11 protein-coding genes are annotated in these 12,454 nt (G+C 58.2%); 9 read left to right on the forward strand and 2 right to left on the reverse strand.

Going from position 1 to position 12,454, the window contains the following annotated elements; translation table 11 throughout:
• Positions 1–130 precede the first annotated feature (130 nt).
• A complete protein-coding gene (locus Q9S52_RS04660; protein WP_304708321.1) occupies positions 131–1,129 on the forward strand; it encodes a MoxR family ATPase in 999 nt (332 codons plus the stop codon).
• A gap of 988 nt (positions 1,130–2,117) precedes the next feature.
• Here the strand turns inward: Q9S52_RS04660 and Q9S52_RS04665 are convergent.
• The gene (locus tag Q9S52_RS04665; RefSeq protein ID WP_304708322.1) at positions 2,118–2,342 is read right to left on the reverse strand and encodes a hypothetical protein; all 225 of its coding nucleotides are present in this window, start codon (positions 2,340–2,342) and stop codon (positions 2,118–2,120) included.
• A 26-nt stretch (positions 2,343–2,368) separates the two neighbouring features.
• On the opposite strand from Q9S52_RS04665, the gene Q9S52_RS04670 reads away from it, so the two are divergent.
• The 8 genes from Q9S52_RS04670 to recR all read left to right on the forward strand — a co-directional run bounded on the left by Q9S52_RS04670 (position 2,369) and on the right by recR (position 11,230).
• A complete protein-coding gene (locus tag Q9S52_RS04670; protein ID WP_304708345.1) occupies positions 2,369–3,274 on the forward strand; it encodes a DUF58 domain-containing protein in 906 nt (301 codons plus the stop codon).
• Between the two features lie 9 nt (positions 3,275–3,283).
• A complete protein-coding gene (locus Q9S52_RS04675; protein ID WP_304708323.1) occupies positions 3,284–4,372 on the forward strand; it encodes a hypothetical protein in 1,089 nt (362 codons plus the stop codon).
• Complete coding sequence (locus Q9S52_RS04680) at positions 4,369–5,169, forward strand: tetratricopeptide repeat protein (protein ID WP_304708324.1); 801 nt, start codon at positions 4,369–4,371, stop codon at positions 5,167–5,169. The genes Q9S52_RS04675 and Q9S52_RS04680 overlap by 4 nt, the downstream gene beginning before the upstream one ends.
• Before the next feature lie 63 nt (positions 5,170–5,232).
• Entirely contained in the window at positions 5,233–6,231 is a 999-nt protein-coding gene (locus Q9S52_RS04685; RefSeq protein WP_297628659.1) for a VWA domain-containing protein, read from the forward strand.
• A gap of 491 nt (positions 6,232–6,722) precedes the next feature.
• Positions 6,723–7,739: a VWA domain-containing protein gene (locus tag Q9S52_RS04690; protein WP_304708325.1), complete on the forward strand. Its 1,017-nt coding sequence runs from the start codon at positions 6,723–6,725 to the stop codon at positions 7,737–7,739.
• Between the two features lie 78 nt (positions 7,740–7,817).
• The gene (locus Q9S52_RS04695) at positions 7,818–9,725 is read left to right on the forward strand and encodes a BatD family protein (protein WP_300829462.1); all 1,908 of its coding nucleotides are present in this window, start codon (positions 7,818–7,820) and stop codon (positions 9,723–9,725) included.
• Between the two features lie 5 nt (positions 9,726–9,730).
• Entirely contained in the window at positions 9,731–10,627 is an 897-nt protein-coding gene (locus Q9S52_RS04700; RefSeq protein ID WP_300829461.1) for a tetratricopeptide repeat protein, read from the forward strand.
• A 6-nt stretch (positions 10,628–10,633) separates the two neighbouring features.
• On the forward strand, positions 10,634–11,230 hold the full coding sequence (gene recR, locus Q9S52_RS04705; RefSeq protein ID WP_294593460.1) for a recombination mediator RecR: 597 nt from the start codon (positions 10,634–10,636) through the stop codon (positions 11,228–11,230).
• A gap of 1,034 nt (positions 11,231–12,264) precedes the next feature.
• Here the strand turns inward: recR and Q9S52_RS04710 are convergent.
• The gene (locus tag Q9S52_RS04710) at positions 12,265–12,417 is read right to left on the reverse strand and encodes a hypothetical protein (RefSeq protein WP_304708326.1); all 153 of its coding nucleotides are present in this window, start codon (positions 12,415–12,417) and stop codon (positions 12,265–12,267) included.
• Positions 12,418–12,454 lie beyond the last annotated feature (37 nt).

A 12,454-nucleotide genomic window follows, 5' to 3' on the forward strand; every position in this document is an offset into this window, starting at 1 on the left:
TGAGGCGGAAAAACTGTTAAATTTGTTCGTCCGGAACAAAATAAAATCTCGTTCCGACCGTTTAAAGTAGTTGAACTACTTTAAAAAACGCAGTCGAAATTCGAAACGATACATTAACCAAATAACCTATATGAGCGAAGCCGTAAACATTCAGGAGCTCAACGCCCGCATCGAAAAGCAGAGCGCGTTCGTCGATCTGCTGACCTTGGAGATGGGCAAAGTGATCGTCGGTCAGAAACACCTTGTGGAAAGTCTGCTGATCGGACTGCTCAGCGATGGGCACATTCTGCTCGAAGGGGTTCCGGGGCTGGCCAAGACGTTGGCGATCAATACGCTGTCCGATGCGATCGACGCGAAGTTCAGCCGGATTCAGTTCACGCCGGACTTGTTGCCGGCCGACCTGACGGGAACCCTGATTTACAGCCAGAAAAACGAAGAGTTTACCGTTAAACTCGGGCCGATTTTCACGAACTTCGTCCTGGCGGATGAAATCAACCGTTCGCCGGCCAAGGTGCAGTCGGCCTTGCTGGAGGCCATGCAGGAGCATCAGGTGACGATCGGCGACAGCACGTATCGCTTGCCGAAGCCGTTCCTCGTGATGGCGACCCAGAACCCGCTGGAGCAGGAGGGGACTTATCCGCTGCCGGAGGCGCAGGTAGACCGTTTCATGCTCAAGGTCAAGATCGGCTATCCGAAAAAGGAGGAAGAACGGCAGATTATCCGGCAGAACATGCTCGGGGCTGCGTTCCCGAAAGCTGCTCCTGTGGTGACCACCGATGCGATCCTTCAGGCGCGCGAGGTGGTGGCGCAGGTCTATATGGACGAGAAAATCGAACGTTATATCGTCGATATTATTTTTGCCACCCGCGAACCGGCGGAATACGGACTCGATCGGTTGGCGATGATGATCGGTTACGGTTGTTCGCCTCGTGCGTCGATTGCGCTGGCGAAGGCGGCGAAGGCTTATGCCTTTATCAAGCGTCGCGGGTATGTGATTCCGGAAGACGTTCGGGCGGTTTGTCCGGATGTGATGCGGCATCGGATCGGTCTTACCTATGAGGCTGAGGCTGAGAATATTACGTCTGAGGATATTATCACCGAGATTTTGAACGCTGTCGAAGTACCGTAGGGTTCTGCGACAGCCGTGCGTTGGTTAGGGCCCCCGGCAGTTTGAGGATGCGTCAGCATCCGTCTAAAGTTTTTTCGGTTCCTTTTGTTCACAAAAGGAACAGTTCCCTCAAACCAAACCGCGCGCCGCCGCGTAAAGGAGCGATTCAACTATTTCGGCGGTAGCCGAATATAGATGAATCGCGCAAGGCGCGCGAAAAGGCGGCGGAGCGACAGCGGAGCCGCAGTGAGGTGGACACGGGGCGGAGAACTGGGCTGTGCTCTTGTCTGTGCTTTGGGTTGAGAGCGAATAGCTAAGTCCCCGTGACAATGGTCGGCCCGCAGCCCCCGGATGCGAGGGGACGCACAGCGTCTTTTACTGGCCGCCTCGGCCTAATGTTTGTTCTCCGCTGGCTGCGGTCGAAAATAAATGGGCCGTGCTTTTGCGGTTCGTAGAACCGCCGGGCTTGCGCGCTGGGCCGTTCGGCCCACCCCCGGAGCGCGCAGCCCGAACCCGACAGAATTGAGGCAGTGAATGGGTGCTGTGCTCTTGCGACCCTTTGGGCCGCGAGCGAATAGCTAAGTCTCCGTGTTAACGGTCGGCCCGCAGCCCTCGGCGCGGAGGGGACGCACAGCGTCTTTTATTAGCCGCCTCAGCCTTAATATCCGTTCTCTGCTGGCTGCGGCCGAGGACGAACCCGACAGAAAAAGGTACTGCTTTTACGGCTCGTAGAGCCGCGCGGGCCGAAGCCTCCCGTAGCGGAGGCCCGCAACTGGCGTTGCTTTAGGCCCCGCAGGCTTCGACCCGCTAAGGCAATTGCATTTTCGCAAACTCGATTGCACCTCCGCTGGCGGCGACCCGCTTAAACCAAGAGCGAATAGCGCTCCGAGGACGAATGCCACGAATAGGGCGGTTCTGTGAACCGCAGGTTGCCACTCAAAAGTAGGGTAGAGGCTGCTCTTATTTTTAGGGTAGACCCGGCCTTTTGCCCACCGCGGGCACGCGGCGTTTATTCCGAGAGGCAACGCAACTGAAAACCGTAGCCGCGATTGCTCGTGTGACACGGATCCAGGTAGTGCGAATGGAAATTCAAGTCCATCCCCGTGGTTTCGACAGCCGTAGAGCTCCAAATGTACCCGCCTTCGCCGACGAGACACAGCGCACCCGATCGTCCGTTATTGCCCGCATCGCGGAAGCCCGGGGCGGGGAAAAACGAACCGAAGCCTTGTGGCAACAAGATATATTACCCGATTGCACACCATGAAAGAGACCGAAGAAGACATACTCCGGAAAGTCCGTAAAATCGAGATCAAGACCCGCGGCCTCTCCAACGATATTTTCGCCGGGAAATACCACTCCGCCTTCAAAGGACGCGGGATGGCTTTCAGCGAAGTGCGCGACTACCGCATCGGAGACGATATCCGCGATATCGACTGGAACGTCACCGCCAGAAACCGAGCCCCGTATATCAAAGTCTACGAAGAGGAACGGGAACTGACCATGATGCTTCTCATTGATGTCAGCGCCTCCCGCATGTTCGGGACACAGGGACAATTCAAGAAAAACCTGATGACCGAGATCGCCGCCGTACTGGCCTTCTCTGCGGCGCAGAATAACGACAAAATCGGCTGCATCCTCTTTTCCGACCGCATCGAAAAGTACGTCCCGCCGAAGAAAGGACGGCAGCACGTTCTGCGGATTATCAGCGACCTGGTCGACTTCCAACCGGAAGGGCGCGGAACCGATATCAACGAAGCCCTGCGCTTTTTCACCAACGTGATGAAAAAACGGTGTACCGCATTTCTGCTGACCGACTTCATGGACTTTTCGGCCGATACCACACGTGGCGAGGCCTTGCACGTCAACTTCGAAGAGGGATTGAAAATCGCCTCGTCGCGGCACGACCTGGTCGGATTGCGGATTTACGACATTCGGGAAGCCGTGTTGCCCGACGTCGGGATTATCGAAGTGCAGGACGCCGAAGAGGGGAGAAAAGTTTGGGTCGATACCGCCTCCGCCCGGACGCGCGACAGCTATGCTCGGTACTGGGAGCTCGCCTCCTCGGCGATCGGACAGGCCTTGACCAAATGCCGGGTCGATACCGTCTCGGTGGCCACCGGCGAAGATTATGTAGCCGCTTTGTTACGGCTCTTTAAAATGCGATAACTCGTGGATATGAAACTATATCGTAGCATTCTTTTTCTCCTTTCGGCCTTTGTCGCCGCCGGGGGAAGCGTGGCATCCGGAACGGCCCAGCCCCTCTCTGCCCAGCGGCCGCCCGAGGTACACACCCGGCTGGTGCCCGACACCGTGTTGATCGGCGACCAGTTCAGCCTCTTTCTTGACATCGACAAAGATGTCGCACAGGAGATCCAGCTGCCTCAGTTCGAGGACGGGAAGTTGACGCCGCAGATTGAAATGCTCGGGATCGACCGGATCGACACCCTGGAGCAGAGCGGACGGCGGATCAGGATACGCGTTGCGTATCGGCTGACGGGGTTCGACGAGGGGAACTATGCTTTGGGCGGCTTCCCGGTCGTTTGGTCGGCCACGCCCGACGAGGCGAAGGCAGGAAAAGGCGACACCGTATTCGCCCCGGAAGCGATGCGGCTCGTCGTCGAGACCTTCGAGATCGACACCGCGAAACAACAAATATTCGATATCAAACGGCCGCTCAACACCCCGTTCCAGTGGCGCGAAATCAAGGAGTACCTCTTGTGGGGCGGATTGATTGCCGTGGGACTGGCTGTCGTGATCTATCTGGCTGTCAAGTATCTGCGGCGCGGGCGACGGGGCGCGGGCAGACCGGCTGTGCCGCCGCACGTGGCGGCTATTCGTGCTCTGGAACGGCTGCACAGCCGCAAATTGTGGCAGAACGGCAAACACAAGGAGTACTACTCCCATCTGGCCGACATCGTGCGCATCTATATCGAGGGCAGGTACGGGATCGGCGCCATGGAGATGACCTCCGACCAGATCCTGGACGCCGTGCGGGAGGTGAACGACGAGCGGCTGCGCGAGAAACTGCGCCAGCTTTTCCGGCTGGCCGACCTCGTGAAGTTCGCCAAGCTGAACCCGTCGCCCGAGGATAACGAACAGGCCTACTTCGACGCCTATTTCTACGTCGAAGAGACCAAAGAGCTCCCTGCGCCGGGCGAAGCCCCTGCCGCGCCGGGGGTGACGGCGACCGAAGCGGTCGATATGCCGGAAGACGACTTGTTCGATCCGGAAACGAAACCTGAAAACAAAGAGTTCGAACGATGAGGAGGAATATATTGATTTTGAGTCTGTTTTCCGTCGCTCCGGCCATTGCCTGGGGGCAAAAAGAGCGGGCGGATATCCGGTGGGGGAACCTCTCCTACTACGAAGGGAAATATCCGGAGGCGGAAGTCGGGTATCGGCGGGCGTTGGAGAAAAAAATCACCTCTTACGAGGCCAATTTCAACCTCGGCGGCGCGCTCTATAAACAGGGGCGGTACGACGACGCGGCAGCGGCTTACGGGCGGCTGGCCGAAGACGGAAACGACCGGCACCGGCAGGCGGCGACCTATTACAACCTCGGGAATACGCTCGTACAGCAACGCAAACTGGACGAGGCGATCGAAGCCTACAAAAACGCCTTGCGGCTCGTGCCGGAGGACAAAGAGGCGAAGTTCAATCTGGCCTATGCCAAAAAGTTGAAGCAGGAGGAGCAACAGCAGCAGGATAACCAGAACGATCAAAACGAGAACAACCAGGATAATCAGGACAACCAGAATAATTCCGATAATCGGAATAACGACGACCGAAACGACCCCGATCAAGATCGGAATAATCCGGACAGGAATAAAGATAAAAACAACGATAAGAACCCCGACGATCGGAACAACCCCGACGACGGGCAGTCGGACAAGAAGAACGAGCCGCACGACGGCCGGCAGCCGGAACGTCAGCCGTCCGCCTCGCGCGAAGAGTCGGAACGCCTTCTGAAAGCGATTCAGGCCAGCGAGGACAATACCAAAAAACGGGTCGATGCCGAGAAGGCCGAAGCGGTCGGAGTTCGCGGGCGGAAACAGTGGTAGGGGGCGACGAGGGGTTTGGGGAATAGATAGTTTGTTGATTCAAAGACAGATACGGAACACTGTATGTTCGATATAGTAAGATTCGAAAATCCACGCATCTTGTGGCTGCTGCTCGTGCTGGTGCCGATGGTGGTTTATTACATCTATCGCACGCTTCAGGGAAGGGCTGCCATTCGGCTCTCCACGGTGCGCGGCGTGGAGCGATTGAGGCATACCTATCGGTACTGGTTGAGGCACACGCCATTCGTGTTGCGGTGCGCGGTGGTGGCCCTCGTGATTTTCGCCATGGCGCGGCCCCAGTCGGCCGAAGATCGGCAGAATATCAACGCCGAGGGGATCGACATCGTGATGGCGCTCGACATTTCGGGGTCGATGCTGGCGCGTGACTTTCAGCCCGACCGGCTCTCGGCGGCCAAGGATATCGGGTCGAAGTTTATTTTCGGTCGGCCTACCGATCGGATCGGGCTGGTGGTGTTTGCCGGAGAGGCGTTCACCCAGTCGCCGATTACGACCGATCACGTCTCGCTGGTGAACCTCATGAATCAGATCGAGATCGGGATGATTGCCGACGGGACGGCCATCGGGAACGGGCTGGCGACGGCGGTGAACCGGTTGAAAGAGAGCGACTCGCCGAGCAAGGTGATTATCCTCTTGACGGACGGGGTGAACAACAGCGGTCAGATCGACCCGATGACGGCGGCGCAGATCGCGGCGGACTACGGCATTCGGGTCTATGCGGTGGGGATCGGCAGCGAGGGGGTGGCGCCGACGCCGACGTTGAATGCCTGGGGCGGCATTTCGTTCGTACAGGCCAAGGTCGAGATCGACGAGGATATCCTGCGTCGGATTGCCGAGCAGACGGGGGGGCGTTATTTCCGGGCGACGGACAATACCAAGCTGGCCGAGATTTATGCCGAAATCGACCGGTTGGAAAAAACGCGGGTCGAGGTTGAAAATTTCGTGAAATACAGCGAGGTGTATCACGGATGGTTGTTGTTGGCGATTGTGTTGCTGGTGGTCGAGATTCTCAGCCGCTACCTCTTCCTCCGCCAGATACCGTAACTTTAACAGTTTGTTTGTCAATGCCGGTTCTTTCCGAGGCTGCCGCAGCAAAACGCAGTTTTGCCCGTCCACGGGACGTGGGGCCCGCGCGGCCCGAGCGCAGTACCCTCATACCAACGCGCGCCGCCGCCTAAAGAAGCGATTCAACTCTTTCGGCGGTAGCCGAATATAGATGAATCGCGTAAGGCGCGCGAAAAATGTCGCCTGCTCGCATAAAAAGAGATTTTACTTGTTTTGCATCCACAAAATCGAGATGAAATCCCAGCCGGTGACAGATATGGTTTGAACTGCGCGCCTTGGGAAATCTTGTCAAAACGCGCCAGCGCATTTCGACGATTTCCCTCTTAAGGCGTGGCGCGCAGTAGCTGGAGGGTACTGTTCTCTTTGTGAACAAAGAGAACCAGAAAAACTTTAGAGCGCATCCCTGCGGGATGCTCTGGCCGGATATAACCATACAATGCCGACAAACGACCGATATATAAATTGAGCATATGTTCAGATTTGCGCAGCCCGAGTATTTGTGGCTATTGATATTGTTGCCAGCCGTTATAGCCGTTTATTGGTGGTATCGGCGTGCCCGGAACCGGCGGTTAGCCCGTTTCGGCGATCCCGAGACCATTCGGCAGCTGATGCCCGAAGCGTCGCCCAAACGAGTGAGAAACAAATTCATTCTCACCGCCATAGCGTTGCTTCTGATGATCCTGGCCTTGGGGCAGCCCCAGTTCGGCGCCAAGTTGCATGAAGTGACTCGGAAAGGCGTCGAAATCATGCTCGCCGTCGATGTCTCGAACAGCATGCTGGCCGAAGACTTCGCCCCCAACCGGCTGGAACGCACCAAGAACGCCGTGAACCGGCTCATCGAACAGCTCGACAAAGATCGCGTCGGGATGGTCGTCTTTGCCGGAGACGCCTATATTCAGTTGCCCATTACCTCGGACTATATCTCCGCCAAGAGTTTTGTGAACGGACTGAATCCCAATATGGTACCCGTTCAGGGAACCTCTTTGGCACGAGCTTTGGAGGTCGCTACCCGGTCGTTTTCCGACCAGAGCCGACAGAGCCGCGCCATTATCCTGATTACCGACGGCGAGAGCCACGACGACGATCCGATTGCCACAGCCCAGCTGGCCAAGGAGCAGGGCGTAGTCGTTTACACCGTCGGGATCGGGACACCCGAAGGGGCGCCGATCACCATCGGCGGCGAGACCATTAAGGACGAAAACGGACAGATGGTCGTCTCGAAACTCGACGAACAGACCTTGCAGCAGATCGCCGTGTTGACCGGCGGTAGCTATGTCCGCGCCACCGACATGCAGATCGGTCTCAACGAGATACTCAAACAGATCGACCGGATGGAGAAAAAAGAGTTCTCCTCCATGGCCTTTTCCGAATACAACGACCAGTTCCACTACCTGTTGGCCTGTGCCTTGGTGCTCCTGCTCGTCGAATTCATGATGCTCGACCGGAAAAACCGGTGGCTCTCCCGGATTTCGATCTTCAAATCCTGAGATCCCATGGGGAAAACGACAACGACCGGTCGGAAGTCGATGCAAAAACGTAATTTTGTGCAGACCCTTATGAATAGAATGAAACTCGATACCTGTTTCCGTCGGTTGCGGCGGTTGTGCGTAGCCGGGACGGTGGGGTGGATCGCCAGTCTCTGCCTGTGGAGCGTTTCGGCCCAGGAGGTGGAGTTCGAGATTCAGGCCCCGCTGACCGTCGCGAACGGCCAGCAGTTCCAGATCGAATACGCCGCCTCGACCACCGGCGACCTGAACGGCGCGCAGTTCGCACCGCCGACCATGCCCGAGGGGATCGAAATCCTCTCCGGGCCGGTGCGGGCCACCGGCGTCTTTATGAGCAACATGGGCGGCGTGTCGGAGAGTCGGCAGACCCATACCTACACCTACTGGGTGCGGGCCACGCGGGCCGGGAAGATTACCTTGCCTGCCGCTACGCTGACCGTCGGGGATAAACGGTATACCGCGAAATCCACCGTGATCGAAAGCCTCGAAAACGGCGCGGCCGGAGGCGCGCGACCGGCGGGAAACGGGGGACGGAACAGTGGCGGTGCGGCCGGTGAGACGGCAGCTCCGGCACCCAAGACGACCGTCGCTTCGGATGACATCCTGTTGCGGATGGAGGTCAGCAAAAACGACGTCTATAAGGGCGAGGCGCTGGTGGCTACCCTGCGGATCTATACCCAGATCGAGATTTCCGGTCTTCAGCAGATTAAATACCCGGCGCTCAACGGTTTCTGGGCTCAGGAGATGGATGTCAGCGGACAGGGCGGCGAACGCGTGACGGTCGGCGGCAAGGTCTATCTGTCGCAGGTGTTGCGTCGGTGGTTGCTCTACCCCCAGCGCACCGGCACGATCGAAATCGAGCAGACCCAGCTGACGGCAGTGGCCCGGCTCGTGACCCAGATGCCTTCGACCGGTTCGCCTTACGACCTCTTTTTCGGCGGCGCGGCCCAGGTCAAGGAGGTGCCGACGCGACTCTCTACGCCCGTCGTGCGGATCCGGGTCAAAGAGCTGCCCCAGCCTCAGCCGGCCGATTTCAGCGGCGCAGTGGGACAGTTCCAGCTGACCGGCGTCATCTCCGGCGACCGCTTTCCGGCCCATAGCGCCGGTTCGATCTCGCTGCGGCTGACCGGGACGGGGAATTTCCCGCTGATCGAAGCGCCGCAGATCGATCTGCCGGTGGCATTCGAACAGTTCGACACGAAGACCACCGAACAGTTGGCCAGTACCCTGCGCGGGACGACCGGCGAGCGGACTTACGAATATCCGTTCATTGCGCGGGCCGAGGGAACGTATGAGATACCGGCTGTGGGATTCTCCTATTTCGATCCGGCTACCGGGCGGTACGATCGGCTGACCACCGAAGCGTTTCATGTCGAAATCGTCCGCGGCGAGGGAGGCTCGGGCTCCGGGCTCGGAATGGTCTCCGGCGTGACGAAAGAGGATTTGAAACTCCTCGGTTCCGACATCCGCTTCATCCGAATGGGCGATCCGCACCTCGTGCGGCAGGGGCGTGTTTTCCTCTGGTCATGGGGCTGGTTCCTTGCGGCGATCGGGCTGGCCGCGTTGTTCGTGGGGCTGTTGTTCTACCTGCAACATCGGATTCGTGAGCGTGCCGATATCGTGCGGGTCAAGACCCGGAAAGCGAATAAAGTGGCTCTGCGGCGGTTGAAACGGGCCAAGGCTTATCTGGCGGCGGGGAAAGAGAGCCCGTTTTTCGAAGAGATGTTGCGCGCTTTGTGGGGATATATGGGAGACAAACTGGCGATCTCGGTAGCCGATTTGACGAAAGATCGGGTGCGACATGTGCTGGTCGTCGAACGCGGGATTCCGGACGAAGAGGCGCGCGAGTTTCTGAACCTGATCTCGGAATGCGAATTCGCGCAGTATGCGCCGGCGGGCGGTGTGCAGATGGATAAGGCTTATCAGGCCGCTCTCGACTGGATCGGGCGGTTCGAATCTAAAATATGATTCGTATGAAGAAGATAAATATATTTCGTTGGGTTATTCGTAGCGGAGCGGTTGTGCTGCTGACTCTCGGAGCGTGCGTGCTTCCGGCTGTGGCGGAGGAGGGTGGGGCGACAGTCGATACCGTCGGTTTGGCACAGGTCGGCGACGCGGAGCGAGCGCCGGCAGACTCGCTGTGGGCCCGGGCGAATGCTGCGTACAGCAACGGCAGTTATCGGCAGGCGGTGGAACTGTACGAGACGTTGCTCGGACAGGGGGTGCACAGCGTCAAACTCTACTACAACCTCGGCAATAGCTGGTTCAAGCAGGGGCGGATGGGCAAGGCGATTCTGAACTACAATCGCGCGCTGCTGCTCGATCCGACCGACGAGGATACGCAGTACAATTTGGCTTTGGCGCATGCCCGCATTGTGGATAAAATCGACACCGTTCCCGAATTTTTTCTCAAAAGCTGGCTGCGGCAGTTGGGGCTGATGCTCGGGTCGAACACCTGGGCGGTGCTCGGGCTGGTCTTTCTGGGGCTGACGTTTGCCGCAGTGATTCTTTGGCTGCTGGCCGGGACGCTGAGGGGACGGAAAGTCGGTTTTTATGGGGCGGTGACAGCGTTGATTCTGTGCTTTCTGTCGTTGTTCTATGCCAATTTCCAACGGAGTCGGCTGTTGCACAACCGGGAGGCGGTGGTGATGAATCTCGTCGCGCCGGTCAAGAGTTCGCCGGGGACGGGCGGTAAGGATCTGTTTGTGTTGCACGAGGGGACGAAGGTGCGGATGCAGGAGGAGCTGGACGGTTGGACGGAGATCGTTCTGTCGGACGGAAACAAGGGGTGGATTGCTTCGGATGCTATCGAGGCGGTCGATCCGGCGGTCGTTGATCACCGGTCGCAAGTAGCAGGAGGGGAGGAGTAGCGCGCGGTGTCCAAGTTGCTCGAAAACGTCGTCGGAGAGCTCTCCAAACTGCCGGGCGTGGGGCGTCGTACTGCCCTGCGGCTGGCTTTGCACCTTTTGCGGCAGGAGGTGGCGGATGTCGATCTCTTTGCCGGAGCGATCTATCAGTTCCGACGTGATATCTGTTGGTGTCGCCAGTGTCGGAACCTCTCCGACGAGGAGCTTTGTCCGATCTGTACCGATCCGAAGCGCGATCGGACGACCATTTGTGTGGTGGAGCAGGTGGGCGACCTGATTTCGATCGAAAATACGCGTCAGTATAACGGGTTGTATCATGTGCTGGGCGGTGTGATCTCGCCGATTCAGGGGATTTCGCCGTCGGATCTGCATGTCGATCTTCTACTGGACAATGTGACGCGGTTCGGGGTGAAAGAGGTGATTCTCGCGTTGGGGACGACGATCGAAGGGGAGACGACGTCGTATTATTTGACCAAAAAATTGCAGCCGTTGGGCGTAACGGTATCGGTGATTTCGCGGGGTATCGGCTTTGGCGACGAGCTTGAGTACGCGGATGAACTGACGATTACACACGCTTTGAAGAATCGGCAGTCGTTGTCCAAATAGAGGATTTTACGTGGTGGGAGAGGAGTTTTCCCCGTGTCCTTCCGTGAGGAGGGCACGGTTTTTTTGTTTCGGGTACTGCCGTGCGCGAACAAAAGATTTGGGCTGTCGGCAGCTTGAGGATGCGTCAGCATCCGTCTAAAGTTTTTCTGGTTCTTTTTGTTCACAACCGACGCTGCCAGCGAGTGCAATGCAAACGCAGTTTGCGAATTGCCGAGCGGCGAGGAGGAAGGCGAAGCCAACGAGAACAGTACCAGCCGGGGCAGTGATCAGATCGCGCGCCCCGCCTAAAGAGGGAAATCGTCAAAATGTGCTGGCGCGTTTTGACAAGATTTCCCAAGGCGCGCGAAAACGCGGCGGAGCGAAAGCGGAGCCGCAGTGAGGCGGACACTGGGCGGAGAATTGGGCCGAGCTTTGGGCTGCGACTGTCCTCGGGCTCGAAAACCGTAGTAGGTTTTCGAGCCGCGCTGGCGGCGAACTGCCTAAAGAGACGAATGGGTTGTGCTTTTGCGACCTTTAGGTCGCCGTCCTCGGCGAGAGCGACGCATCAGCGGCGCGAGGGGGCGCGCCGAGGACGAATCTCATAGCAAATAGGCCGTGCTCTTGCGACCCAAAGGGTCGCCGGGCTTGCGGCGGGGCATCTTCGATGCCCGGGCCGGACGCCGCAGCCCGAACCCGACAGAATTGGGGCGGGAATAGGTTGTTGCTCTTGCGACCTTTTAGGGTCGCGCGGGCCGGACGCCTGCCCACTGGCGGGACGCAACACGCCGCTTACGCGTCGAGAGTTGCCGTTCCTCCCGGGCGTCCGGCCCGCTTACAGTGCGTTTCCGCTTAACAGATAGAAATATGCTCTTGTGGTTCGGGTCGGAGCCAGCGTAGCCGGAAACGAGCTTCGCGAGGTTGCAGGCCTACGCCTGGGGTGGCTCCGGCCCGGGCGGTTCTTCGAACCGCAGGGATGCAACTTAAATGCAGGGTTGGGTGGTCAGTTACTCAGGGTTGTTCCAGTCCCTTGCCCACCGCGCGCACTCGTCACCCGTTTATTCCGAGAGGCAACGCAACTGAAAACTATAGCTGCGGTTGTGTGCGAGGCTGGGATTGAGCCATGTTGTATAAAAACTCAAGTACATGCCATTGGTGCCGTTGACAGAGGAAGACCAGCTGTAGCCAACGTTGCCGATGCCGGTCATCACGCCTGACTCCCGATGGCGGCAGCCCGGGGCGGGGTTT

This window comes from uncultured Rikenella sp. (assembly GCF_948810725.1).
In the GTDB taxonomy this organism is placed as follows: Bacteria; Bacteroidota; Bacteroidia; order Bacteroidales; family Rikenellaceae; genus Rikenella.

Excerpts from the sequence above, each read along its gene's own strand:
- Q9S52_RS04660 (WP_304708321.1), top strand. The coding sequence starts at position 131 with ATGAGCGAAGCCGTAAACATTCAGGAGCTCAACGCCCGCATCGAAAAG.
- Q9S52_RS04690 (WP_304708325.1), top strand. The coding sequence starts at position 6,723 with ATGTTCAGATTTGCGCAGCCCGAGTATTTGTGGCTATTGATATTGTTG.
- Q9S52_RS04700 (WP_300829461.1), top strand. The coding sequence starts at position 9,731 with ATGAAGAAGATAAATATATTTCGTTGGGTTATTCGTAGCGGAGCGGTT.
- Q9S52_RS04675 (WP_304708323.1), top strand. The coding sequence starts at position 3,284 with ATGAAACTATATCGTAGCATTCTTTTTCTCCTTTCGGCCTTTGTCGCC.
- Q9S52_RS04680 (WP_304708324.1), top strand. The coding sequence starts at position 4,369 with ATGAGGAGGAATATATTGATTTTGAGTCTGTTTTCCGTCGCTCCGGCC.
- Q9S52_RS04695 (WP_300829462.1), top strand. The coding sequence starts at position 7,818 with ATGAAACTCGATACCTGTTTCCGTCGGTTGCGGCGGTTGTGCGTAGCC.
- Q9S52_RS04685 (WP_297628659.1), top strand. The coding sequence starts at position 5,233 with ATGTTCGATATAGTAAGATTCGAAAATCCACGCATCTTGTGGCTGCTG.
- Q9S52_RS04670 (WP_304708345.1), top strand. The coding sequence starts at position 2,369 with ATGAAAGAGACCGAAGAAGACATACTCCGGAAAGTCCGTAAAATCGAG.